The organism is Pseudomonas sp. GW823-FHT03E05 (genome assembly GCF_058796855.1).
The window spans coordinates 76,510-100,154 of record NZ_JBXAJB010000003.1; the positions used below are offsets into that span (position 1 = coordinate 76,510).

The 23,645-nt window shown below is 62.5% G+C and carries 22 protein-coding genes; 8 read left to right on the top strand and 14 right to left on the bottom strand.

The genetic code is table 11. The features are described 5' to 3' along the window. Nucleotides 1-93 precede the first annotated feature (93 nt). From pqqB to AC1RCO_RS13325, 5 genes are all read left to right on the top strand, one after another. The gene (gene pqqB / locus AC1RCO_RS13305; RefSeq protein ID WP_011063849.1) at nucleotides 94-1,005 is read left to right on the top strand and encodes a pyrroloquinoline quinone biosynthesis protein PqqB; all 912 of its coding nucleotides are present in this window, start codon (nucleotides 94-96) and stop codon (nucleotides 1,003-1,005) included. Nucleotides 1,006-1,097: 92 nt separating this feature from the next. Beyond that, nucleotides 1,098-1,850 carry a pyrroloquinoline-quinone synthase PqqC gene (pqqC, locus tag AC1RCO_RS13310; RefSeq protein ID WP_492617786.1) on the top strand — a complete coding sequence of 251 codons (753 nt, stop codon included), beginning with the start codon at nucleotides 1,098-1,100 and terminating at the stop codon, nucleotides 1,848-1,850. Continuing rightward, nucleotides 1,847-2,122 carry a pyrroloquinoline quinone biosynthesis peptide chaperone PqqD gene (pqqD, locus tag AC1RCO_RS13315; RefSeq protein WP_011063851.1) on the top strand — a complete coding sequence of 92 codons (276 nt, stop codon included), beginning with the start codon at nucleotides 1,847-1,849 and terminating at the stop codon, nucleotides 2,120-2,122. Before pqqC ends, pqqD begins: the two co-directional genes overlap by 4 nt. Further along, nucleotides 2,094-3,263, top strand: coding sequence for a pyrroloquinoline quinone biosynthesis protein PqqE (gene pqqE / locus AC1RCO_RS13320; RefSeq protein ID WP_019094523.1), 1,170 nt, complete (start codon nucleotides 2,094-2,096; stop codon nucleotides 3,261-3,263). The genes pqqD and pqqE overlap by 29 nt, the downstream gene beginning before the upstream one ends. After that, nucleotides 3,229-5,061: a S9 family peptidase gene (locus AC1RCO_RS13325; protein WP_492617787.1), complete on the top strand. Its 1,833-nt coding sequence runs from the start codon at nucleotides 3,229-3,231 to the stop codon at nucleotides 5,059-5,061. Before pqqE ends, AC1RCO_RS13325 begins: the two co-directional genes overlap by 35 nt. Before the next feature lie 36 nt (nucleotides 5,062-5,097). Here the strand turns inward: AC1RCO_RS13325 and AC1RCO_RS13330 are convergent, their stop codons facing one another. The 4 genes from AC1RCO_RS13330 to AC1RCO_RS13345 form a co-directional block, all read right to left on the bottom strand. After that, nucleotides 5,098-5,256 (bottom strand): YqaE/Pmp3 family membrane protein, encoded by a 159-nt coding sequence (locus tag AC1RCO_RS13330; RefSeq protein ID WP_011063854.1) that lies wholly within the window; start codon nucleotides 5,254-5,256, stop codon nucleotides 5,098-5,100. A gap of 297 nt (nucleotides 5,257-5,553) precedes the next feature. After that, nucleotides 5,554-6,279, bottom strand: a complete 726-nt coding sequence (locus AC1RCO_RS13335; RefSeq protein WP_011063855.1) for a type 1 glutamine amidotransferase — start codon at nucleotides 6,277-6,279, stop codon at nucleotides 5,554-5,556. After that, a complete protein-coding gene (locus tag AC1RCO_RS13340; RefSeq protein ID WP_492617788.1) occupies nucleotides 6,279-7,562 on the bottom strand; it encodes an aspartate aminotransferase family protein in 1,284 nt (427 codons plus the stop codon). Before AC1RCO_RS13340 ends, AC1RCO_RS13335 begins: the two co-directional genes overlap by 1 nt. Then, nucleotides 7,559-8,257 carry an MOSC domain-containing protein gene (locus tag AC1RCO_RS13345; protein WP_015637267.1) on the bottom strand — a complete coding sequence of 233 codons (699 nt, stop codon included), beginning with the start codon at nucleotides 8,255-8,257 and terminating at the stop codon, nucleotides 7,559-7,561. Before AC1RCO_RS13345 ends, AC1RCO_RS13340 begins: the two co-directional genes overlap by 4 nt. Nucleotides 8,258-8,359: 102 nt before the next feature. On the opposite strand from AC1RCO_RS13345, the gene AC1RCO_RS13350 reads away from it, so the two are divergent. Continuing rightward, nucleotides 8,360-9,289: a LysR family transcriptional regulator gene (locus tag AC1RCO_RS13350; protein WP_011063858.1), complete on the top strand. Its 930-nt coding sequence runs from the start codon at nucleotides 8,360-8,362 to the stop codon at nucleotides 9,287-9,289. A 237-nt stretch (nucleotides 9,290-9,526) separates the two neighbouring features. Here the strand turns inward: AC1RCO_RS13350 and AC1RCO_RS13355 are convergent, their stop codons facing one another. From AC1RCO_RS13355 to bioB, 10 genes are all read right to left on the bottom strand, one after another. Continuing rightward, complete coding sequence (locus AC1RCO_RS13355) at nucleotides 9,527-11,305, bottom strand: acyl-CoA dehydrogenase C-terminal domain-containing protein (protein ID WP_492617789.1); 1,779 nt, start codon at nucleotides 11,303-11,305, stop codon at nucleotides 9,527-9,529. A 183-nt stretch (nucleotides 11,306-11,488) separates the two neighbouring features. Next, nucleotides 11,489-13,285 carry an acyl-CoA dehydrogenase C-terminal domain-containing protein gene (locus AC1RCO_RS13360; protein ID WP_401333013.1) on the bottom strand — a complete coding sequence of 599 codons (1,797 nt, stop codon included), beginning with the start codon at nucleotides 13,283-13,285 and terminating at the stop codon, nucleotides 11,489-11,491. Between the two features lie 91 nt (nucleotides 13,286-13,376). Then, entirely contained in the window at nucleotides 13,377-14,669 is a 1,293-nt protein-coding gene (locus tag AC1RCO_RS13365; RefSeq protein WP_011063861.1) for a GGDEF domain-containing protein, read from the bottom strand. A 220-nt stretch (nucleotides 14,670-14,889) separates the two neighbouring features. Beyond that, nucleotides 14,890-16,695: a phenylacyl-CoA dehydrogenase gene (locus AC1RCO_RS13370; RefSeq protein WP_015637270.1), complete on the bottom strand. Its 1,806-nt coding sequence runs from the start codon at nucleotides 16,693-16,695 to the stop codon at nucleotides 14,890-14,892. Nucleotides 16,696-16,991: 296 nt separating this feature from the next. Continuing rightward, entirely contained in the window at nucleotides 16,992-17,288 is a 297-nt protein-coding gene (locus AC1RCO_RS13375) for a hypothetical protein (protein WP_011063863.1), read from the bottom strand. Nucleotides 17,289-17,395: 107 nt separating this feature from the next. After that, the gene (gene bioD / locus AC1RCO_RS13380; protein ID WP_011063864.1) at nucleotides 17,396-18,076 is read right to left on the bottom strand and encodes a dethiobiotin synthase; all 681 of its coding nucleotides are present in this window, start codon (nucleotides 18,074-18,076) and stop codon (nucleotides 17,396-17,398) included. Further along, nucleotides 18,073-18,885 (bottom strand): malonyl-ACP O-methyltransferase BioC, encoded by an 813-nt coding sequence (gene bioC / locus AC1RCO_RS13385; protein ID WP_053154238.1) that lies wholly within the window; start codon nucleotides 18,883-18,885, stop codon nucleotides 18,073-18,075. The genes bioD and bioC overlap by 4 nt, the downstream gene beginning before the upstream one ends. Then, complete coding sequence (locus AC1RCO_RS13390) at nucleotides 18,878-19,609, bottom strand: alpha/beta fold hydrolase (protein ID WP_011063866.1); 732 nt, start codon at nucleotides 19,607-19,609, stop codon at nucleotides 18,878-18,880. Before AC1RCO_RS13390 ends, bioC begins: the two co-directional genes overlap by 8 nt. Further along, the gene (gene bioF, locus AC1RCO_RS13395) at nucleotides 19,602-20,780 is read right to left on the bottom strand and encodes an 8-amino-7-oxononanoate synthase (RefSeq protein WP_492617790.1); all 1,179 of its coding nucleotides are present in this window, start codon (nucleotides 20,778-20,780) and stop codon (nucleotides 19,602-19,604) included. The genes AC1RCO_RS13390 and bioF overlap by 8 nt, the downstream gene beginning before the upstream one ends. Before the next feature lie 123 nt (nucleotides 20,781-20,903). After that, complete coding sequence (bioB, locus tag AC1RCO_RS13400; protein WP_011063868.1) at nucleotides 20,904-21,959, bottom strand: biotin synthase BioB; 1,056 nt, start codon at nucleotides 21,957-21,959, stop codon at nucleotides 20,904-20,906. Between the two features lie 90 nt (nucleotides 21,960-22,049). Between bioB and AC1RCO_RS13405 the strand changes: the two genes are divergently transcribed. Both AC1RCO_RS13405 and AC1RCO_RS13410 read left to right on the top strand, forming a co-directional pair. After that, a complete protein-coding gene (locus tag AC1RCO_RS13405; RefSeq protein ID WP_492617791.1) occupies nucleotides 22,050-22,790 on the top strand; it encodes a ComFC family protein in 741 nt (246 codons plus the stop codon). Nucleotides 22,791-22,854: 64 nt separating this feature from the next. Continuing rightward, nucleotides 22,855-23,619, top strand: coding sequence for a TOBE domain-containing protein (locus tag AC1RCO_RS13410; RefSeq protein WP_492617792.1), 765 nt, complete (start codon nucleotides 22,855-22,857; stop codon nucleotides 23,617-23,619). Nucleotides 23,620-23,645 lie beyond the last annotated feature (26 nt).

A 23,645-nucleotide genomic window follows, 5' to 3' on the forward strand; every position in this document is an offset into this window, starting at 1 on the left:
GGCCAGAAACGCAGCGCAACGCCTCGGCCCGTCCGGGGCGTTTTTATTTTCAGTTCTCCGTCCTTTTTTCAGTCTTGAGCCCAGGGAGCGTCCATGTTTGTCCAGATTCTAGGTTCCGCCGCCGGCGGTGGTTTTCCGCAGTGGAACTGCAACTGTGTGAACTGCGCCGGATTTCGCGACGGTAGCCTGCGGGCCCAGGCGCGCACTCAATCGTCCATCGCGATTTCCGATGACGGGGTGAACTGGGTGCTGTGCAACGCCTCTCCGGATATCCGCGCGCAGTTGCAAAGCTTCGCCCCCATGCAACCGGGCCGCGCCCTGCGGGACACCGGCATCGGCGCCATCATCCTCATGGACAGCCAGATCGACCACACCACCGGCCTGCTCAGCCTGCGTGAAGGCTGCCCGCACCAGGTCTGGTGCACCGACATGGTCCATGAAGACCTGAGCACCGGTTTCCCGCTGTTCAAGATGCTCAGCCACTGGAACGGCGGCCTGAGCTGGAACCGCATCGAGCTGGACCAGAGCTTCAGCATCCCCGCCTGCCCCAACCTGCGCTTCACGCCGCTGCCCCTGCGCAGCGCAGCGCCGCCCTATTCGCCCCACCGTTTCGACCCGCACCCGGGGGACAACATCGGCCTGATCGTCGAAGACCTGCGCAGCGGCGGCAAACTCTTCTACGCGCCGGGCCTGGGCAAGGTCGACGCGCCACTCCTGGAGATCATGGCCGCCAGCGATGTGCTGCTGGTGGACGGCACCCTGTGGGAAGACGATGAAATGCAGCGTCGTGGCGTGGGCACCCGTACCGGCCGGGAAATGGGCCACCTGGCGCAGAACGGCCCCGGCGGCATGCTCGAAGTGCTGGAACAGTTGCCGCGCCAGCGCAAGGTGCTGATACATATCAACAACACCAACCCGATACTCGATGAAGACTCCGCCGAACGTGCCGAACTGGTACGCCGAAAGGTGGAAGTGGCTTACGACGGAATGAGTATTGAGCTGTAGGGCGAATCGCCCACAAGCTCGCCCCACGAGCCTTGGCCCCTTTGCGAAGGAGCGGGCTTGCCCGCGAAAGGGCTGCCCCCCGGAGAACACACATGACCGACACCCCGCTGTCCGCCGCCGAATTCGAGCAGGCACTGCGCGCCAAAGGCGCCTACTACCACATCCATCACCCTTATCACATGGCGATGTATGAAGGCCGGGCGACCCGCGAGCAGATCCAGGGCTGGGTCGCCAACCGGTTCTATTACCAGGTGAACATCCCCATGAAGGACGCGGCGATCCTCGCCAACTGTCCGGACCGGGAGATTCGCCGCGAATGGATCCAGCGCCTGCTGGACCATGACGGCGCCCCGGGCGAGGACGGCGGCATCGAGGCCTGGCTGCGCCTGGGCCAGGCCGTGGGCCTGGACCCGGACCAGTTGCGCTCCCAGGAGCTGGTGCTGCCCGGTGTGCGCTTTGCCGTGGACGCCTATGTCAATTTTGCTCGCCGGGCCAGTTGGCAGGAGGCGGCCAGCAGCTCGCTGACCGAACTGTTCGCGCCGCAAATCCACCAGTCGCGCCTGGACAGCTGGCCCCAGCATTACCCATGGATCGACCCCACTGGCTACGAGTACTTCCGCACCCGCCTGGGCCAGGCCCGCCGCGATGTCGAGCACGGCCTGGCGATCACCCTGCAGCACTACACCACCCGTGCCGGCCAGGAACGCATGCTGGAAATTCTCCAGTTCAAACTGGACATCCTTTGGAGCATGCTCGACGCCATGAGCATGGCCTATGAACTGAACCGCCCGCCCTATCACAGCGTCACCGATCAGCGGGTCTGGCATAAGGGGATCACCCTATGAGTTTCGACCGCAGTAAAACCCCACGCTGGCGCCCCGGCTACCGCTTCCAGTATGAACCGGCGCAAAAGGGCCACGTCCTGCTGTACCCCGAGGGCATGATCAAGCTCAACGACAGTGCCGCCCTGATTGGCGGCCTGATCGATGGCGAACGTGACGTGGCGGCGATCATCAGCGAGCTGGAAATCCAGTTCCCGGGGGTGGCCGAGCTCGGTGAAGATATCGAGCAGTTCATGGAGGTCGCCCGTGCTCAGCACTGGATCGAACTCGCCTGAACCGGCGGTTCTGCCCGGCAAACCGGAAGTTGGCCTGCCGCTGTGGCTGCTGGCCGAGCTGACCTACCGCTGCCCGCTGCAGTGCCCCTACTGCTCCAACCCCCTGGACTTCGCCGAGCAGGGCAAGGAGCTGAGCACCGAGCAGTGGATTAAGGTATTTCGCGAAGCGCGGGAAATGGGTGCAGCGCAGCTGGGTTTCTCCGGCGGCGAGCCGCTGGTGCGCCAGGACCTGGCCGAACTGATCGGCGAGGCGCGCAAGCTGGGCTTCTATACCAACCTGATCACCTCCGGCATCGGCCTCACCGAGCAGAAGATCAGCGACTTCAAGAAAGCCGGCCTGGACCATATCCAGATCAGCTTCCAGGCCAGCGACGAACAGGTGAACAACCTGCTGGCCGGTTCGAAAAAAGCCTTCGCGCAGAAGCTGGAAATGGCCCGTGCGGTCAAGGCCCATGGCTATCCGATGGTGCTGAACTTCGTCACCCACCGGCACAACATCGACAAGATCGACCGCATCATCGAGCTGTGCATCGCCCTGGAAGCCGATTTCGTCGAGCTCGCCACCTGCCAGTTCTACGGCTGGGCCCAGCTCAACCGCGTGGGCCTGCTGCCGACCAAGGAACAACTGGTGCGCGCCGAGCGCATCACCAACGAATACCGCGCCAGGCTGGAAGCCCAAGGGCATCCCTGCAAGCTGATCTTCGTCACTCCGGACTACTACGAGGAGCGCCCCAAGGCCTGCATGAATGGCTGGGGCAGCATCTTCCTCACCGTGACTCCGGACGGCACCGCACTGCCTTGCCACGGCGCGCGGCAGATGCCGGTGCAGTTCCCCAATGTGCGCGACCACAGCATGCAGCACATCTGGTACGACTCATTCGGTTTCAACCGCTTTCGCGGGTACGACTGGATGCCCGAACCCTGCCGCTCCTGCGACGAGAAGGAAAAGGACTTCGGCGGCTGCCGCTGCCAGGCCTTCATGCTCACCGGAGATGCCAGCAATGCCGATCCGGTGTGCAGCAAATCGCCACACCATGGGATGATCCTCCAGGCCCGTGAAGAATCTGAAACGGCCACCCACACCATCGAGCAACTGGCTTTTCGCAATGAACGAAACTCCCGCCTCATCGCCAAGGGTTGAGCCCTTCAGCGCCAGCCAGGCCACTACGGCCGGGGTCGATTTTGCTGAACTGCAACTGACGACCCACGGCCTGTTCTGGAATGAATATCGTCCCGAGGACGGCCGCTGTCGGATCTGGCAGTGGCATCAGGGCCAGGCCCAGTGCCTGACGCCAACCGGCTTCAGCGTGCGCAGCAGGGTCTATGAATACGGTGGTGGCGCCTTCTGCCTCAGCGATGATGCCCTGCTGTTCGTCAACGAGGCGGACCAGCAGCTGTATCGCCAGCCCCTGGCCGGTGGAGCGCCCAGCGCCTTGACTCAAGGCACGTGCCGCTACGGTGACCTGCGATACCACTCTGGCCAGGTGTTGGCCGTCGAGGAGTGCGCCGAGCAACACCAACTGGTGAGCATTGACAGCGTCACCGGTCAACGCCGGCTACTGGCTGCCGGGGCCGACTTCTATGCCGCTCCTACCCTCAGCCCCAATGGTCTGCGGCTGGCCTGGATCGAGTGGGACCGGCCCCATCAACCTTGGACCAGCACCCGCCTGATGCTTGCTGAGCGCCTGGGCAACGGGACCTGGGGGGATCCCCGCTGCGTGGCGGGCGATGGCGAGCCAGAGTCACTGCAACAGCCGCGCTTCGACCAGCACGATCATCTGTATTGTCTCAGCGATCGCGGCGGTTTCTGGCAACCCTGGACCGAGTCGAGCGATGGTTTGCGGCCGTTGCCCAGCACCGCCGCGGACCATGCCCCTGCGCCTTGGCAACTGGGAAGTTGCACCTGGCTGCCCCTGGGCGGCGATGCCTGGTTTGGCAGCTGGACCGAGCAGGGTTTTGGCCGCCTCGGGCTGCGTCAGGACGACGGTTTCCAGCAGGACTTTAGCGGCAACTACAGCCGCTTCCGCAGCCTGGCGCTGGACCAGCACTACCTGTACTGCATCGCGGCCTCGCCTGTCAGCCCCTCGGCCGTTATCGCCATAGACCGCAAGACCCGGCAGGTCCAAGTCCTGGCGGGAGGGATTGCCCCTCTGCCGGCGGAACGCATCAGCCGCCCGCAGACCCTGTGCTACCCCAGCGGCGACGGCCAGGCCCACGGTTTCTTCTACCCGGCCATGAACGGTGTCAACCGGCCGCCCCTGGTGGTATTCATCCACGGCGGCCCGACTTCGGCCTGTTACCCGATACTCGACCCGCGTATCCAGTTCTGGACCCAGCGCGGCTTTGCCGTGGCCGACCTGAACTACCGCGGCAGCACCGGATATGGCCGGGCCTATCGCCAGGCCCTGCACCTGCGCTGGGGCGAGGTGGATGTGCAAGACGCCTGCGCCGTGGTGGCCCACCTGGATGAGCAGGGGCTGATCGATCCGCAACAGGCATTCATACGCGGCGGCAGCTCGGGGGGCTACACCACCCTCTGCGCCCTGGCCTTCGCCAAGGTCTTCTGCGCCGGAGCCAGCCTCTACGGAGTCAGCGATCCGATCAGCCTGGCCCGCGCCACCCACAAGTTCGAAGGCGACTACCTGGACTGGCTGATCGGCGATCCTGAACGCGACAGCGAACGTTATCTGGCCCGTACTCCCCTGGCCCACGCCAGCAGCATCGGTGTGCCGGTGGTGTTTTTCCAGGGCGAGCAGGATGCGGTGGTGGTGCCCAAGCAGACTCGCGACATGCTCAAGGCACTACAGGACCAGGGCATCGCCGCCGAGGCCCACTACTATCCCGATGAGCGCCACGGCTTTCGCAAGGCCAGCAACCAGGCCCACGCCCTGGAGCAGGAGTGGCGGTTTTACCGCCGAGTGTTGCAGGCACAGCACTGATCAGCTACTGCCCGTTCCCCTGGAACGGGCAGACCATCAGCGTTTAGCGATGATGTACACCGCATGCACGATCCCCGGAATGTAGCCGCACAGGGTCAGCAGGATGTTCAGCCAGAAAGCGCCGCCAAACCCCACTTGCAGGAAGACCCCCAGGGGCGGCAAGAGAATGGCAAAGATGATGCGGATCAAGTCCATGGGCAGCTCCTGATAACAATCGGCTCGAATGAGCCTTACCTGCAATCGACCTTGGCCATACGCCAGGGTTCAGAGCGATTCGAGACCGCGCAGCCACTCGGGCGAGGATCTGGAGGCCATGTTCCTGCACCACGCTCAACAGCTTGAAGGCCATGGCGCCCGTACAACGAGCCGGTACTTGAAGGAGGTTGCAAGAACAAAGAAGGGGTTTGAAAAAGCTGGAGATAAAAAAACGCCCCGTGCGAAAAATCGGACACGGGGCGATGCGTTATACCGCGAGACGGTTCAGGAAGTCAGTCAACGTAAGGTCGCATGTGGCCCGGAAAGGTAATCCAGCACCCGGAACAGAGTGGGTGCCAGACCACTGCAATGCGGGATTCCGGCGAGAATCGCCTGTTGATCCTCGACGCTATCGGGCTCGGCGCTGTGTTCAGCGCTCAGCCAACCGTTGGGGCGCGCCTGCAAAAGTGCCTCGATGCTGTGCAAGTCGCTCTGCAACAGGCATTGCAAGCCGATGGCCCGCTCCTGCCAGATAAAGCCCTGGTGATCGCAGGCCGCCGAGCGATAGAGCGGCAACGCGCCCTTGGGGAGATCGAAGCTTTCGCCGTGCCAATGAAAGGCCATCAGACGTTCCGGCAAGGCCAGCCCCAAAGGCGAGTCCTGGGCATTGGGGTACTTTTCCACAGGCCACCAGCCAATCTCCCGCGCTGCACTGGGGCGAACCTGCGCCCCCAGCGCCTGCGCCAGGAGCTGGCCACCCAGGCCGATGCCCAGCACGCGCTTGCCGGCAGACAGGGCCTTGCGCAACAGGCGTTTTTCCGCGGCCAGCCACGGAGTCTGGGCCTCGTCGTGCACACTCATGGGCCCACCCAGAGCGATCAGCAGGTCGAAACTGTCGAGCCGCGGCAAACGTGCCTGGGCGTACAGATGGCAGATGTGCACGGCGCTCGCCCGCTCCAGCAGCCACTGGTTGATCCGCCCCGGCCCGGAGGCAGGCGAATGTTGCAGGATCAGTACACGCATCAGACGGCCACTCCCTTGCGACATTGCAATTGCGCCGTGCGCACCCGGGAAAAAGCCCGAGCCAGGCGCAGGAGCATTTCGTCGATATTGCCTTTGCTGACACTCAATGCCGGGGTAAAACGCAGGCAGTCCGGTTGCGGCGCGCTGAGCAGCAAGCCTTCATGCAAGGCGGCCTTGACCACCGCGTCGGCGGACTCATCCGCCAGGGTCATGCCCCACAACAAACCCTGCCCCCGCACTTGGCCCTGTGCATACCGGCTCGCCAGGCGGGTCAGTTCCTGCCCCAGGTACTGGCCGTTATGGCGCGCCTGCTGAAGAAAGCCATGCTCCTGCAAGCTATCCAGAACCGCCAGGCCGGCCGAGGTCATCAGCGCATTGCCATGGTGAGTACCATCCAGCTCGCCCGACTCGAAACAGCAGGCCTTGCCCCGTGCCAGCAACGCCGCCAGTGGCACGCCACCGCCGAGCCCCTTGCCCAGAGCGATGATGTCGGCACGCACGCCATACAGCTGTTCGGCCAGCAGGGTGCCGCAGCGGCCGATGCCAGTCTGGACCTCATCGAGAATCAGCAGGATGCCCAGTTCACGGCACAGGCGCTCGACACCCTTGAGGTAATGCTCGGTCGCCGGAATGACACCAGCCTCACTCTGGATCGGCTCCAGCATGATCGCCACGGTTTGCGCATCCACCGCCGCGTGCAAAGCCGGCAGATCGTTGAACGGCACCTGGCTGAAACCCGGCAGCCCGGGGCCGAAACGATTGCCCGGAGCGCCGCTGCCAGCCGCCGACAACGCAGCAAAGCCACGACCATGGCAGCTCTGGCTGGCGGTGATGATGCCAGCCGCGCCGCCACGATGCAGTTGCCCCCATTTACGCGCCAGCTTGATTGCGGCCTCGCAAGCTTCAGTGCCGCTGCTCAGCAGGTAGGCCTGGTCGCTGCCGGTGCTGCGGCACAGGCGATCGGCCAGCTTGAGCATGCCCCGATTGTAGAACCCGGAACCCGGGTTGATCAGCGACTGCGCCTGCTCGGCAAGCGCGGCGACCAGGACCGACGGGCTGTGGCCAAGACTGTTGGCGGCCCCGGCCTGGGTGAAATCCAGGTAAGTACGGTCTTCACTGTCCCACAGCCAAGAGCCCTGGCCGCGCACGAAGACCGGTTGGGGACGCTGCACACTGGGCATCAGGCACTCGTTGGAAAAGGCCGGGGCCGAAGCGTTTGCATAGGGCTCGGCGGCCAGATCTTCCAGGCTCGGCACAGTGCGGCGCAGGTTGAACAGATTCATGCCCGCAGGCCCTCCAGCGGCAGCCCCAGCAGGCGCGCGGACCAGTCTTCAACCCGGCCAGTACGCATGCGCTTGATAGCGATATCACGCCAGCGCGAGGAAAGCGCCGGGCAATCAATGAGGGTTTTCAAGCCAGCATGTTCCAGAGGTTCCTGGAAAAAACAGCGCAGGGCCCAGGCCACGGTGAGGCCGGGGTAACTGCGCTGAATCAGTTCAAAAGGTTCATCCGCTTGTACGAAACCTGGCTTGAGGACCCGGTAAAACCAGCCGCAACGACCATTGTCCTGGGCCTGTTGCGGCAGATTGGCCAGGCCCCAGCGATGGCTCAGGCGATAGCAGGGCGAACGCGGCTGGCTGACCTGCAATAGCGCACCGCCCCAGCGAAACAGATCGCCCAGGCACACCTGTTCTTCGGTGAGGCCATGGGTGGACAGGTTTTCACCGAAGGCCGGCGCGCACCAGGCGAACTGTGGGTAACGTTTGCGCCAGTGGTCATAGTGTTCAGCGGGGTAATGATGCAAGGCGCGCTCGGGACCGGTGTGAAAGCGCGGATCGCCGTGCTCATCGCTGCCCAGGCCTTGTGGCCACAACCAGAGTCGGTTGGCAACCGGGTACTTGTCAGTGTCGCTGACCAGACCCTGGCCGAGATTTTTTGCCTTGCCTATGTAAACACCATCGACGTAAACGGTATTCATCGCCCTTCGTGGCCCTGTAAGCCTTGTGAATAGGCGCTAGACTAGGCCCCTCCGGGGCTTCGGGCCATTTCGTTTTTTAAGCTTTTTCGATAAGAAATACTTATGGATTTTAAGCAACTGCGTTATTTCGTCGCGGTGTATGAAGAAGGTCATGTGGGACGTGCCGCCGAACGGCTGTCGATCTCGCAACCGGCGCTTTCCCAGCAGATCCGCCAGCTGGAACAGAACCTCGACGTCAGCCTGTTCGAGCGCAGCAGTAAACGCCTGTTGCCGACACTGGCGGCGCATACGCTGTACAACCACGCCCTGCCCCTGCTCGACGGCTTGCAACAGGCCCGCGAAGCCTTGCGCAACTTCAAGGGCCAGGCGCTGCGCACCTTGGCGATCGGCGTACTGCAAACCGTGCATACCAGCCTGGTGCCGCAGATGCTTGAGCGTGTACGCAAGGCCCAGCCCCATCTTGTGGTGCAGATCTATGAATTGACCGGCCTGGAGATCGAAAGGCGCCTGCTCAATGGCTCGCTGGATATCGGCATCAGCTACTTGCCGCCACGCCAGCCAGGTCTGCATGGGGTACCGCTGTACGAAGATGAACTGACCCTGGTCATCCCGGAGCAGCATCCGCTGCGCGAGTTCAAGAAGGTCTCCATGAGCCAGGCAGCAGAGTTGCCGATGCTGTTGTTGGGAGAGGAGTTCCAGATCCGCCAGATCTGGCAGGCTCAACTGGCCAATCTGGGGCGGCGCCCGCAGGTGCAGGCGGAGCTGAACAACATGGCCGGGATTCTCGACAGCCTGCCCCATACACGGCTGGCCACCGTGCTTCCCGGGCGCTCCCAACAGCAGCACGGCAACAAGGAACTGTTGTGGAAACCACTGAGCGAGCCCAGGGTGCCGCTAAAGGTGGGGTTGGTCTGCCGGGATCTGCAGCGTCAACAGGGGACGCTGGAGCTGCTGCGCAGCTTGTTGGAAGACTCGATGAATGCGCAGGAGCCGCGCCTGGGGGGAACTTCCGCCGTGGAGGTGCCGGGATAAGCCCGCCAAAATAAAAAACCCGGACAAAAGAAAACCCCGCCGAAGCGGGGCTTTGCAGACTGTTTCCCTGACATCCTTTTCACTCCACCATCCTGGCGGAATCCTACGTGTCCGTGTTGTTGCTTTGCGCTTCCTGCGCGACGTCCATGTGAAGTAGATTAGCTTCAGCCGTCATCTACCGATATGGACGATCAGCAGCACGTTATGTAAGAGATGACTTACAAACGCCCTTGCTGGTTAAAACTGCTCAGCCTGCAACAGGAACAGCGATTCGCTACCGGCCTTGACCGAGGCGCTAAGCGAGTGGATACGCGGCAGCAGGCGGGCGAAGTAGAACCGCGCCGTCCCCAGTTTGCTGGCATAGAAGTCATCTTCCTGCTCCTTGCCCAACGCAGCCTTGGCCATCAGTGCCCACATGTAGGCGTAGGCGGTGTAGCCAAATACCTGCAAGTATTCCACCGACGCTGCCCCGATTTCGTTGGGGTTGCTGGCGGACCGGTCCAATACCCAGGCGGTCAGCTCATCCAGATTGTCCAGCGCCGCGTTCAGCGGGCGGGTGAACTCCCCCCATTGCTCATCCGCCGTAGCGGTGAAATGGCGGATCTCGTCGGCAAACAGCTTATAGAACGCACCGCCGCTCCCGACGATCTTGCGTCCCACCAGATCCAGAGCCTGGATACCGTTGGTGCCCTCGTAGATTTGGGTAATCCGTACATCGCGTACCAGTTGTTCCTGGCCCCACTCACGGATATAGCCGTGGCCGCCGAAGATCTGCTGGCCATGAACCGTGGTTTCCAGACCCAGGTCGGTCAGGAAAGCCTTGGCCACCGGGGTCAGCAATGCCACCAGGCTTTCTGCCCGCTTGCGGGTATCCGGATCTTCGCTGAACTTGGCGGTATCCAATTGCATCGCCACATAGGTGGAAAATGCCCGGCCGCCTTCGTTTGCAGCCTTCATGCTCAGCAGCATGCGCCGCACATCCGGGTGCACAATGATCGGGTCGGCTACCTTGTCCTTGGCTTGCGGGCCGGTAGGCGAGCGGCTCTGCAGGCGATCACGGGCATATTCAATAGCGTTCTGGTAGGAACGCTCGCCAGTGGCCAGCCCCTGGATACCTACCCCCAAACGCTCGTAGTTCATCATGGTGAACATGGCCGCCAGGCCCTTGTTCGGTTCACCCACCAGGTAACCGATGGCCTGATCGAAGTTCATCACGCACGTGGCCGAAGCCTGGATGCCCATCTTGTGCTCGATCGAACCACAGGTCACCGGGTTGCGCTCGCCCAGGCTGCCATCGGCATTGACCATGAACTTGGGCACCAGGAACAGGGAAATACCCTTGGGACCAGCCGGCGCATCCGGCAGCTTGGCCAGCACCAGGTGAATGATGTTTTCCGTCAGGTCGTGCTCACCACCGGTAATGAAGATCTTGGTTCCGCTGATGGCATAGGAACCGTCGGCCCGAGGCTCGGCCTTGGTGCGGATAATCCCCAGATCGGTACCGGCATGGGGCTCGGTCAGGCACATGGAGCCTGCCCAGACACCGGCATACATGTTCGGCAGGTAGGTGGCTTTCAGCTCTTCGCTGGCATGGGCGTTGATCGACAGGCAGGCCCCGGCAGTCAGCATCGGGTACAGACCAAAGGCCAGGCTCGCGGAGTTGACCATTTCCTCGACCTGGGCCGATACCGCCTTGGGCATGCCCATGCCGCCGAACTCGGGATCGCCACCCACGCCGACCCAACCACCTTCGGCGTAGGTCTGATAGGCCTGTGGGAAACCTTCAGGGGTGGTCACCTCGGTGTTGTCCCAGTGGCAACCTTCCTCGTCGGCACCGCGACTCAGCGGAGCAATGCTTCTGGCGGTGACTTTGCCCGCTTCCTCCAGAATCGCCTCGACCGTCTCGACATCCACAGTCTCAGCCAGAGCCGGCAACTGGGCCCAGAGTTTGGCGACCTCGAAAACTTCATTGAGGACGAAGCGCATATCGCGCAAGGGCGCTTTGTAGTCAGCCATGGCAAACCTCGCAAGAACTAAAAAAGCGGGCCGAAACGGACCCATTTAGAAAACCAGAGTGTACCCGAACAACTTTTGCGACACATAGGGTCAACTAGTGACCTTTATGTAATTTTTAGTCACATATATTCCCAAGCACGAAAAAACCCGCAGCAGCGGGCTTTGTTCGTGCCGCCCTAGCAGTTACAAGGCGAACAACTGCGCGGGAAGCTTCATCAGGCAATCACTGCCGGCCTCGATGGCCGCCCGATGAGCCCCCGTACGGGGCAGCAGGCGCTTGAAATAGAACTCGCAGGTGATCAGCTTGGCGGTGGCGAAGTCCTGGTCGCCCTGCCCGGCGTCCAGTTGCTGCTGTGCGACCAGAGCCATGCGCAACCAGAAATAGGCCAGGACGATGTAGCCGCTGTACATGAGGTAATCCAAGGCCGCGGCCCCCACTTCGTCGGGGTTGTTCATGGCTGCCATGCCGACCTTGGTGGTCAACTCGCCCCACTGACGGTTCAAGGCATCGAGTTGCGCGACATAAGCCTGGAGCTGCGGATGCTCGGCATGCGCGCTGCAGAACTTGTGCACAATCCGGGTAAAGCCCAGCAGCAGCTTGCCCTGGCTGCCCAGCACCTTGCGGCCCAGCAGGTCCAGGGCCTGGATGCCATTGGTACCTTCATAGATCGGAGCAATGCGGCAATCACGTACCAACTGCTCCATGCCCCATTCGCGAATAAACCCATGACCGCCGAACACCTGCATGCCGTGGTTGGTCACTTCCAGCCCGGTCTCGGTCATGAAGGCCTTGCAGATCGGGGTGAGGAACGCCAGGAGGTTCTCGGCGTCCTGGCGCTGGGCTTCATCGCGGCTCAGATGCGCCACATCCAGCAACTGGGCGGTGAAGTAGGCCAGGGCCCGGTTGCCTTCGTTGAACGCCTTCATGGTCAGCAGCATGCGCCGCACATCAGGGTGGACGATGATCGGGTCCGCCGCCTTGTCCGGAGACTTGGGGCCGGTCAGCGACCGCATCTGCAAACGATCGTTGGCGTATCTGATCGCCCCCTGGAAGCTGGTTTCACCCAGACACAGGCCCTGCATTCCGGTCCCCAGGCGGGCGTGGTTCATCATGGTGAACATGCAGTTCAGGCCTTTGTTGGCCTGACCAATCAGAAAGCCCCTGGCACCGTCGAAGTTCAGTACACAGGTCGCGGACGCCTTGATCCCCATCTTGTGCTCGATGGAGCCGCAGCTCACGCCATTGCGCTCGCCGGCCTCACCTGCCGCATCCAGCAGGAACTTGGGCACGATGAACAGCGAAATACCCTTGGTTCCGGCCGGCGCGTCCGGCAGCTTGGCCAACACCAGGTGAACGATGTTCTCGCTCATGTCGTGCTCGCCGGCGGAGATGAAGATCTTGCTCCCCGTCACCGCATAGCTGCCGTCTGCCTGGGGCACCGCGCGAGTCTTGATGATGCCAAGATCAGTGCCGCAATGGGCTTCGGTCAGGCACATGGTGCCGGTCCATTGCCCGGCGGTGAGCTTGCCCAGGTACAACTGCTTCTGTTCCGCGCTGCCGTGGGCATGAATAGCCGACATGGCACCGTGGGTCAGGCCCGGGTACATGCCCCAGGAGGTGTTGCTGGAGCCCACCATCTCGCTGATCACCAGCCCCAGCGAGTGGGGCAGTCCCTGGCCGCCATAGGCCGGATCGGCGGCCAACCCGTGCCAGCCGCCTTCAACGTACTGGGCGAAGGCCTGCTTGAAGCCCTTGGGCGTGGTGACCACGCCGTTATCAAAGTGGCAACCTTCCTCGTCACCGGAACGGTTCAACGGGGCCAGGACGTTTTCGCAGAATTTCGCGCCTTCCTCGAGGATGGCACTGACCATGTCCGGGCTGGCGTCAGTGGCCCCCAACGCCGCGTAACTGGCATGAAAGTCGAAGACGTGATCGATCAGAAAGCGCATGTCGCGCAAGGGGGCTTGATACTCGGGCATGGTGGTTTCTCCGGCAGCAGATCAGACCAACCTACTGCCGCCGCCCTCAGCCTGCCAATGACTGTGCAGGCGCTGAATGCGCCATCATCACTCAACCCGCAGCTGTATCCATGCGCACCGCACCGCGGCGGTTCTGCCCGAATGCAATGACACAGTTACGCCCCGCCCCCTTGGCGCTGTAGAGCGCCTGGTCTGCAGCCTTGAGCACTTCCTCCGGAGTCCGGTGCTCTGCCAGCCGCTCGGCGACGCCGATACTGATGGTCACCGAGACACTGGACGCGGCAGCGACACCGCGACGCTGGCGACCCTGCTGGTCGTCCTGAGGGCGGTTGTCCTGATTACGCAGTTGAATGTTGTAGGTGGCGATGATCTCGCGAATCATCTCCAGATGCGGCATGCATTCGTCCATGGTCTTGCCGGCGAACACCACGGCAAACTCCTCGCCTCCGTAACGGTAGGCCCGGCCGCCCCCGGTGACTTTCGAGAGCTTGCTGGCCACCAGACGCAACACCTGGTCGCCCACATCGTGCCCGTGGGTGTCATTGAATTTCTTGAAGTGATCGACGTCGGTCATCGCCAGCACATAGTTGCGCCCCAGGCGCTGCATGCGCTCGTTAAGCGCGCGGCGCCCCGGCAGTCCGGTCAGTTCGTCGCGGAACGCCATCTGGTAGGCCTCGTGGGCGACAGCAGCAGCGATCATCAGCATCACCTGGCTGCACATGATGTTCAGGGTGAACGGCAGGATGAAGGTCTTGGGCAGCATCCAGAACAGCCCCAGAAGCCCCACCAGCTGCGCCGCGTGCAGCGGACGCGGGCTGCGCCAGTACTGGATCGCCAGCAGCAGGAAGGCTGCGAAGAACACTGGATACGACAACTGGATCAAACTCATCCAACTGCCATGCAGGGCCGGCCAGCGGATCTCCGCCAACCAGTTAAGCAGAGCCTGCGGGTAACTCTGCTCGAGCCCCAGAGCCACACTGCCGAAGGCCAGCAGCACGGCAAAACGCGCCACCATGTCCTGGAACAGGTGCGTGCGCTCCTGCCAGGCAGCGAACAGGCCGAACAACAGCGGCAGCAACAGGCAGCAGAGATGGAACACCACCGCCGCGTCTTCCCGGACCCTGCCGTTGTCCCGGTAATAGTCGGTCTGGGTGTCCAGCAGGAAATAGGCGATGTACACGGTGACCATCAAGAACAGTTCGCGCTGGCGCCGATACACCGCGCAATACGCCCCGCCCAGCAACAGCACCAAGGTTGGCAGCACGTTGAACAGCGAGGTGAAGAAGACGTTGAGGTCCTTGACGTAGGCGGCCGCCAGCCCCGCAAGCAGAAGCAGTAAAGACGGTACAAAGTGACTGAAACGTACAGCGAAAGAACGCGGCAAGGGTAAAACTCCGACCCGGCTGATCAATGAATGGCATTGTGCCTTCATTTGTTGAAGTTAAGCACACGCGGTGTGATGGACATCACATTGCCATCTCTTTAACGGCAGGAAATCGCTTCTGCTTAGCGATTTAGTCGGGAATTTTCATGAAGATTCTGCGGGCATAAAAAAACCGCTCGCCCCAAGGGGCGAACGGCTTTTCGAACCACTGCGGTCGGGCTTAGTAAGCCAGGCCGAAGTCTTCTTCCTTCATGTCCATCAGGTTGTTGGCACCCGAAAGCATGGTTGCAACGTGAGTGCGGGTACGCGGCAGGATGCGCTGGAAGTAGAAACGCGCAGTCTGCAGCTTGGCGGTGTAGAACGCCTCTTCGGTGGTGCCGGCCGCCAGCTTTTCAGCCGCCAGGCGTGCCATGTCGGCCCAGAAGTAGGCCAGGCAGGCATAACCGGAGTACATCAGGTAGTCCACGGAGGCCGCGCCGACTTCTTCGCGATCTTTCATGGCAGCCATACCGACCTTCATGGTCAGCTCGCCCCATTCTTTGTTCAGTGCAGCCAGGGGTGCGACGAATTCCTTGACGGCTTCGTTGCCTTCGTTGTTCTGGCAGAACTTGTGGACGATCTTGGTAAAGCCTTTCAGAGCCTCGCCCTGAGTCATCAGCACTTTACGGCCCAGCAGGTCGAGTGCCTGGATACCGGTGGTGCCTTCGTACAGCATCGAGATACGGCTGTCGCGAACGTTCTGCTCCATGCCCCACTCGGCGATGAAGCCGTGGCCGCCATAGATCTGCACACCGTGGTTGGCGGATTCAAAACCAACTTCAGTCATGAACGCCTTGGCGATCGGAGTCATGAACGCCAGCAGTGCGTCGGCTTTCTTCTTCTCTTCTTCATCCACACCGTACTTGACGATATCGACCTGCTTGGCAGTGAAGTAGACCATTGCCCGGTTGCCTTCGGCGAAGGCCTTCATGGTCAGCAGCATGCGGCGCACGTCAGGGTGCACGATGATCGGGTCGGCAGCCTTGTCCGGCGCTTTCGGGCCAGTCAGGGAGCGCATTTGCAGGCGATCGCGAGCGTACTTCAGGCCGCCCTGGAAGCCGATTTCGGCATGGGCCAGGCCTTGCAGAGCGGTACCCAGGCGCGCGGTGTTCATGAAGGTGAACATGCAGTTCAGGCCTTTGTTCGCCGGGCCGATGAGGAAACCGGTGGCCGCGTCGAAGTTCATCACGCAGGTGGCGTTACCGTGGATCCCCATCTTGTGTTCCAGGGAACCACAGCTCACGGCGTTGCGCTGGCCTACGCTGCCATCAGCGTTAGGCAGGAACTTGGGCACGATGAACAGCGAAATACCCTTGGTACCGGCCGGTGCGTCCGGCAGGCGGGCCAGAACGATGTGGACGATGTTGTCGGCCATATCGTGTTCACCGGCAGAGATGAAGATCTTGGTGCCAGTGACTTTGTAGGAACCATCGGCCTGAGGTTCGGCCTTGGTGCGCAGCATGCCCAGGTCGGTGCCGCAGTGCGGCTCGGTCAGGCACATGGTGCCGGTCCACTCGCCGGACACCAGCTTGGTCAGGTAGGCCTCTTGCTGCTCGGCAGTACCGTGCTCGGAAATGGTGTTCATCGCGCCATGGGACAGGCCAGGGTACATGCCCCACGACCAGTTGGCTTCGCCAACCATTTCGCTGACCGCCAGGCCCAGGGATTCAGGCAGGCCCTGACCACCGTGCTCAACGTCGTGAGCCAGGCTTGGCCAGCCGCCTTCGACGAATTGCTTGTAGGCTTCCTTGAAGCCGGTAGGGGTCTTAACGCCGGATTCACTCCAGGTGCAACCTTCCAGGTCGCCCACACGGTTCAGCGGAGCCAGCACCTGCTCACAAAACTTGGCACCTTCCTCGAGAATGGCGTCAACCATGTCCGGAGTGGCGTCCTGGCAAGCCGGGAGGCTCTGATAATGCGCCTCATAGCCGAGCAGCTCGTCACGAACGAAGCGAATATCACGCAAGGGGGCCTTGTAGTCAGGCATAGCGATAAACCTCTGCTGATGTAACCGGGAATGAACAACCGCGTTGAGTTTTTATAGCGGTCAAACAGTTGTTTGAAACATACGTTTACGCCCAAATCTTGTCAAGCGTCGCGCCAATGCCTTTCGTCATCGAAACAAAATGCATACGCAGGCGAACACCCACGGCACTGCCATGAAGTGTAGGAGCCGACGCACCGGCAATCAGTCAGGGAAAGGAATCAGCGAGAGCCGCTATCAACAGAAAAGGCATGAAAAAGCCCGGTCTCTTTGGGAGGCCGGGCTTTTGCAGAGGGTAATCAGGCGTAGGTATCGATCAGGGTGCCGAGGACTTCATCCGAGGCCTTGGCGACATTGACGCCCAGTTCTGCCTGGATCTTGCCCATGGACATCTCCACCATGCTGCTGGCCAGATCCGATTCCTGGCTGCGATCCACAGCGCGCAGGCGGTCAACCTGAACATCCGACGACTGGCTGCCGGCAGAGCGTTCAACTGCAGTGCTGGCAATCTGGCCGGCGGCTTGATCGACGCGATTCTGCCCGGTCTGGATAGCGTTCAGCCCGGCGTAGAAAGCGGTGTTCCCGGAGATTTGCATGGGAGAACTCGACCTTGAGAATGAGTGACAGGTGTCATTGAAGCAGACCCGTCAAGAAAACACCCGTCAAAAACACTAATGGCAATATGCCTTGCAATAGGCAAAATCTAGTCCAGCAGATCCAGTTGCAAATGCTCGGCCACCGCCTCGGCGCTGGCCGGCTTGAGTTTCGGCACCCTGCCCAGGCACGGGGCCGGCAAGCGCTCGGCCAGGGTTGCGAGGTTTTCCTCCAGACGAGAGGTCTTTGGATCGATGATATTGGCCACCCACCCCGCCAGTTGCAGGCCGTCCTGAGCGATGGCTTCGGCCGTCAGCAACGCATGATTGATGCAACCCAGACGCACGCCCACCACCAGGATCACCGGCAACCCCAGCGCCATGGCCAGATCCGACAGATTGTCCTGGTCTGCCAGGGGTACCCGCCAACCACCCGCGCCTTCGATCAGCGTGAAGTCCGCGCCCTTGGCCAGCAGATGGCGCATGGGCGTCAACAGCGACTGCACGGTCAGCGCCACCCCGGCCTCTCGCGCTGCCAGATGAGGGGCGATGGCCGGTTCGAAGGCAACCGGATTCACTTCTGCATAGGCCAACGGCAACGAAGACTGCGCCTGCAATGCCAGGGCATCGGCGTTGCGCAGGCCCTTGGCCGTCAGCTCGCAACCCGAAGCCACCGGCTTGCCCGCAGCAGTACTCAGGCCGGCCAGACGCGCCGCATGCAGCAAGCCGGCCGCAATGGTGGTTTTCCCCACATCGGTATCGGTACCCGTAATGAAGTAGGCAGGGCTCATAGCGGTTTCTCCAGCACGGCATAGACCACTTGATAAGTCGCCGGCAGGCCCTTGGCCTGTCGGAAACCCTCGTAGGCATCGATCAACCCGGCGATCCGCGCCCGTCCGGTCAAGCCGCCCGGGCGTCCGGGATTGAGGTTGTGCGCGCCCAGGGCTTTCAACTCATGGGTCAGGCTGCGCACATCCGGGTAATACAGGACATGGGGCGCCTTTTCCAGACTGCGCACTTGCAAGCCACTGGCTTCACACAGCTGTCGATAACGTTCGAACTCACGGAAGCGATTGACGTGAACCTGGCCATCGACCTGCGCCCAACTATCGCGCAGTTCCTGCAAAGTACCCACGCACAGGCTGGCAAAAGCCAGCACGCCGCCCGGCTTGAGCACCCGCATCGCTTCACTGAGCACGGCAGAGAAATCGTCGCACCACTGCACCGCCAGGCTGGAGAAGATCAATTGGCAACTGTCGCCTTGCAACGGCAGGCGTTCAGCGTCCCCGGCGATGAAATGGTCCGCGCCACCCAAAGGCCGGGCGTGATTGAGCATGCCCTCGGCAATATCCAGGGCCAGCCCCTGGGCAGCACTGAAACGCTGCCCCAGCACCCGGCTGAAATGCCCGGTGCCGCAGCCCAGGTCCAGCCAGCACCGTGGCTCAAGGCCCGGGGGCAGACGGCTGAGCAATTGTTGCCCGACCGCACGCTGCAGCTCCGCGACACTGTCGTAGCTGGCCGCCGCGCGGGAGAACGAAGCCGCGACCTGGCGCTTGTCAGGCAGGCGACCGGGAAAGGCAGTCAGAGAAAGGTCAGTCATCACCGGACTCATGCAAGAAAGCCTGGATCGCTCCCGCCACTCCATGGGGGTCCTCCAGGAGAAATCCGTGGCTGGCGTGTTCAATCAGGCCAACTTCAATATCCGGCAGCAAGGCCAGCAATTCACCGGCCGCCTCGGCAGGCACCAGAGCATCGAGCCCGGCAAACAAGTGCAACTGCGGCCCGCGAAAGCCTTGCAAGGCTTCGCGGGTATCCAACTGCGCCAGCAACTCCAGCCCGGCCATCAGCACCGCCGGCGCCGTGGTCGGCGCGCCGCTCAGGAGCAACCGCGACAGGCCTCGCGTGTCCGCGGCGCCCTGGGCGCAGAGCAAGGCAAAACGCTTGAGGGTGGTTCGCGGATCGGTCGCGCAGCCAGCCAGGAAGCCGTCGAAGGTTTCCCCGGCCATGGCACTGGCCCATTGTTCATGGGCGACAAAACTGGGATTGCTGGCCAGGGTCAGCAGGCCGCAGCAGCGCTCACCACGGCGCGCCGCCAGTTCCGAAGCCAGCATGCCGCCGAGGGACCAGCCACCCAGCCAGGCATTGTCCGGCACGGCGTCATCGAGTTCGTCCAGCCAGTCCTGCGGGTCGCTGGAGGTCAACTCCGGCAAGGGCTCGATCTCCACCCGCAAGTGTTCATCCAGCCCCTGCAAGGCCGCCGCCAGAGGTTCCAGCGGCGACACGCCCAAGCCCCAGCCCGGCAACAGAATCAGTCGATCACGCATGGCTCGGCTCCGCTTGCAGTTCACTGAAACAGTCTGCCAACGCGCTTAACAATAGCTGCACCTGGGCCTCGCTGTGGGCCGCGGACAAGGTCACCCGCAGCCGCGCGCTGCCGGCCGGCACGGTAGGCGGGCGAATGGCGCTGACCATGACTCCCCGTTCACGCAGCATCTGCGACAGACGCACGGCCCGAGCACTGTCGCCCACCAGGATCGGCTGGATCGGGGTGAAACTGTCCATCAGCTGCAGGCCGATCTGCTCGGCGCCCTGGCGGAATTGACGGATCAAGGCCGCCAGGTGCTCGCGCCGCCAATGCTCGCTGCGCAGCAGCTCCAGGCTTTTCAGGGTGGCGCAGGCCAGGGCTGGCGGCTGGCTGGTGGTGTAGATATAAGGCCGGGCAAACTGGATCAGGCTTTCGATCAGATCCTCGCTGCCGGCGACAAAGGCCCCGGCGGTGCCGAAAGCCTTGCCCAGGGTGCCCACCAGTACCGGCACCTCATCCAGCCCCAGGCCGAAATGCTCCACCAGCCCGCCGCCATTGGCCCCCAGCGGTCCGAAACCATGGGCATCGTCCACCATCAGCCAGGCGCCACGGGCCTTGGTTGCCCGAGCCAGGGCCGGCAGGTCGGCGACATCGCCGTCCATGCTGAACACCCCATCGGTGACCACCAGGGTATTGCCGGTGGCCTTTTCCAGACGCTTGGCCAGGCTGTGCGCATCGTTGTGCAGATAGCGGTTGAAGCGCGCGCCGGAAAGCAGCCCCGCATCAAGCAGCGACGCGTGGTTGAGACGATCCTCCAGCACCGTATCGCCCTGCCCCACCAGCGCCGTCACCGCCCCCAGGTTGGCCATGTACCCGGTGGTAAACAACAGCGCCCGAGGGCGGCCAGTGAGTTCGGCCAGCGCCTCTTCCAGGGCGTGATGGGGCGTGCTGTGGCCGATCACCAGATGGGAAGCACCACCACCCACGCCCCAGCGGCTGGCACCGTAGCGCCAGGCTTCGATCACTTGCGGATGGTTGGCCAGGCCCAGGTAGTCGTTGTTACAAAAGGCCAGCAATGGCTGACCGTCGACCACCACTTGCGGCCCCTGGGGGCTCTGCAGCAGCGGGCGCTGGCGATAGAGGTGTTCGGCACGGCGGGCAGCAAGGCGCGCGGCGAGATCAAAAGACATGCAGGCCTCGATGTTGGCTTACGGACAGTTCATCGCCAGGAGCTGGCTTGCCGGCGAAGCAGGCGACGCGAAATCCATGAGGCTCGCGAGATTCGCCGGCAAACCGGCTCCTACGGCAGAAGGTCAGACGGCGGCGTTGTAGAACTGCTCGCTGCTTTTCTGCTCCACCAGGGCCTGTTCGATGGCGGCCTGGTGCACCTCGTCGGCGTGTTCTTCGCGGGCTTCGGGCTGGATGCCCAGGCGCGCGAACAGCTGCATGTCCTTGTCGGCCTGCGGGTTGGCGGTGGTCAGCAACTTGTCGCCATAGAAAATCGAGTTGGCGCCGGCGAAGAACGCCAGGGCCTGCATCTGCTCGTTCATCGCCTCACGGCCGGCCGATAGCCGCACATGGGATTGCGGCATGAGAATCCGCGCCACCGCGAGCATGCGGATAAAGTCGAAGGGGTCTACCTCTTCGGCATTTTCCAGCGGCGTACCCGCCACCTTCACCAGCATGTTGATCGGCACCGACTCCGGATGCTCCGGCAGGTTGGCCAGCTGGATCAGCAGGCCGGCGCGGTCATCCAGGGATTCGCCCATGCCGAGAATGCCGCCGGAACAGATCTTCATGCCCGCGTCACGCACATAGGCCAGGGTCTGCAGGCGCTCGCTGTAGGTGCGGGTGGTGATGATGTTGCCGTAGAACTCCGGCGAGGTATCGAGGTTGTGGTTGTAGTAGTCCAGGCCGGCCTTGGCCAGCGCCTCGGTCTGGTCCTGATCGAGACGGCCCAGGGTCATGCAGGTTTCCAGGCCCATGGCCTTCACGCCTTTGACCATCTCCAGCACATAGGGCATGTCCTTGGCCGAAGGGTGCTTCCAGGCCGCGCCCATGCAGAAACGGGTAGAACCGATGGCCTTGGCCCGGGCGGCCTCTTCCAGGACCTTCTGCACCTCAAGGAGCTTTTCCTTTTCCAGGCCGGTGTTGTAGTGACCGGACTGCGGACAATATTTGCAATCTTCCGGGCAGGCGCCGGTCTTGATCGACAGCAGCGTGGAAACCTGGACCCGATTGGCGTCGAAATGCGCGCGGTGCACCGTCTGCGCCTGGAACAGCAAGTCATTGAACGGCTGGACGAACAGGGCTTTGACTTCAGCCAAAGTCCAGTCATGACGCAGGGTGGCGGTGGTGCTGGCGCTCATGGGCGATTCCTTGATTATGCTTGGCAAGCGGTGCGGGGCAGGAAAGCCCACAGCCGCGACACGGATGTTCGGCATATTTAAGGAAGAGTCATGCACTGTCAACCCAGATACAAAGTACCGGTTTACATCTGGTTAAAAAACAATCAGTCATGTTTATTGTGTGACGAACCCAGCGATTCGGCCCTGGCCCTGTGTGCTCCCTGCCTGGACGAGCTGCCCTGGCTCGGCGCCCAGTGTTCAGTCTGCGCCCTGCCCCTGCCTGGGCCCGGCCTCACCTGTGGCCAGTGCCTGCAAGAGCCGCCGGCGTTTCAGCGGGTGATCGCACCCTGGCGCTACGATTTCCCGGTGGACAGCCTGATCAGCCGTTTCAAGCACCATGAAAAATGGCCTTTTGGCCGGCTGATGGCCGAACTTCTCGGCCAGTTCCTCCACTATCGCTTCGATGAAGGCCTGCCGCGGCCTGATTGCCTGCTGCCGGTGCCACTGTCCCGCAGGCGGCTGCGCCAGCGCGGCTTCAATCAGGCAGGCATGCTGGCCCAGTGGCTGGGCGCTTCGTTGCAATTGGTGGTGCAACCCAAGCTCCTCCTGCGCACCCAAGACACCCCCGCCCAGCAGGGCCTGGATGCCCGGGCCCGCCAGCGCAACCTGCGCCAGGCCTTCGCCCTTGCAGATCAGGCCCAGGTTGCAGGACGACACCTGGCCCTGGTGGACGATGTCCTGACCACCGGCGCCACCGCCCAGGCCCTGGCCCGTTTGCTGATCAACGCCGGTGCCCGTCGGGTGGATATCTACTGCCTGGCCAGGACCCCAAGCCCCGGCACCGGCGACTGACTTGACTCTCGTCGCCCAAGCCGCAAACTCCCAGTCCCACCCCAGTGTTCAAAGCGCCCCCGCCATGTCCTTGCCCACTCTGTTGACCCAGCACATCGTCCGCCGCCCGCAACGCATTGCCTTGCTGCAACACATCGCCGAACAAGGCTCCATCACCCGCGCGGCAAAAAGCGCCGGCCTGAGCTACAAGGCAGCCTGGGATGCCATCGACGAACTGAACAACCTGGCCCAGAGCCCGCTGGTGGAGCGCAGCGTCGGCGGCAAGGGCGGCGGCGGCGCCAAGCTGTCCGCCGAGGGCGAGCGGGTGCTGCGTCTTTACCAGCGCCTGCAAGCTCTGCAGGCCCAGGTACTGGAAGCGGCGGAAGACACCAGCGACCTCGACTTGCTCAGCCGCCTGATGCTGCGCACCAGCGCGCGCAATCAGTTGCATGGCAAGGTCCGGGCTTTCGAAAGCCAGGGCTGCAACGACCTGATCGTCCTGGAGCTGCCCGAGGGCCTGCAACTCCAGGCGCAGATCACCCACGACAGCACCCTGCGCCTGGAACTGCTGCCGGGGACCGAAGTGGTGGCACTGATCAAGGCTGGCTGGCTGGACGTACAAGCTGCGGGCGCCCAAGTAACAACTGGACACAATTGCCTGAGGGGCACGATCGAGCAGATTCTCGACGCCGAGGACGGCCCCTGCGAGGTGCGAATTGCCCTGCCCAATGGTCAGACGTTGTGCGCCCTGGCCGAGCCGTTGCTGCTCAAGACCCTGGAGTTAAAGGAATCCTCGACTGTCCAGGTGCAGTTCTCACCGTCCCACGTGCTGATCGGAACCCCGCTCTGACCAAGGCTCCACCGCCATTTCACTGC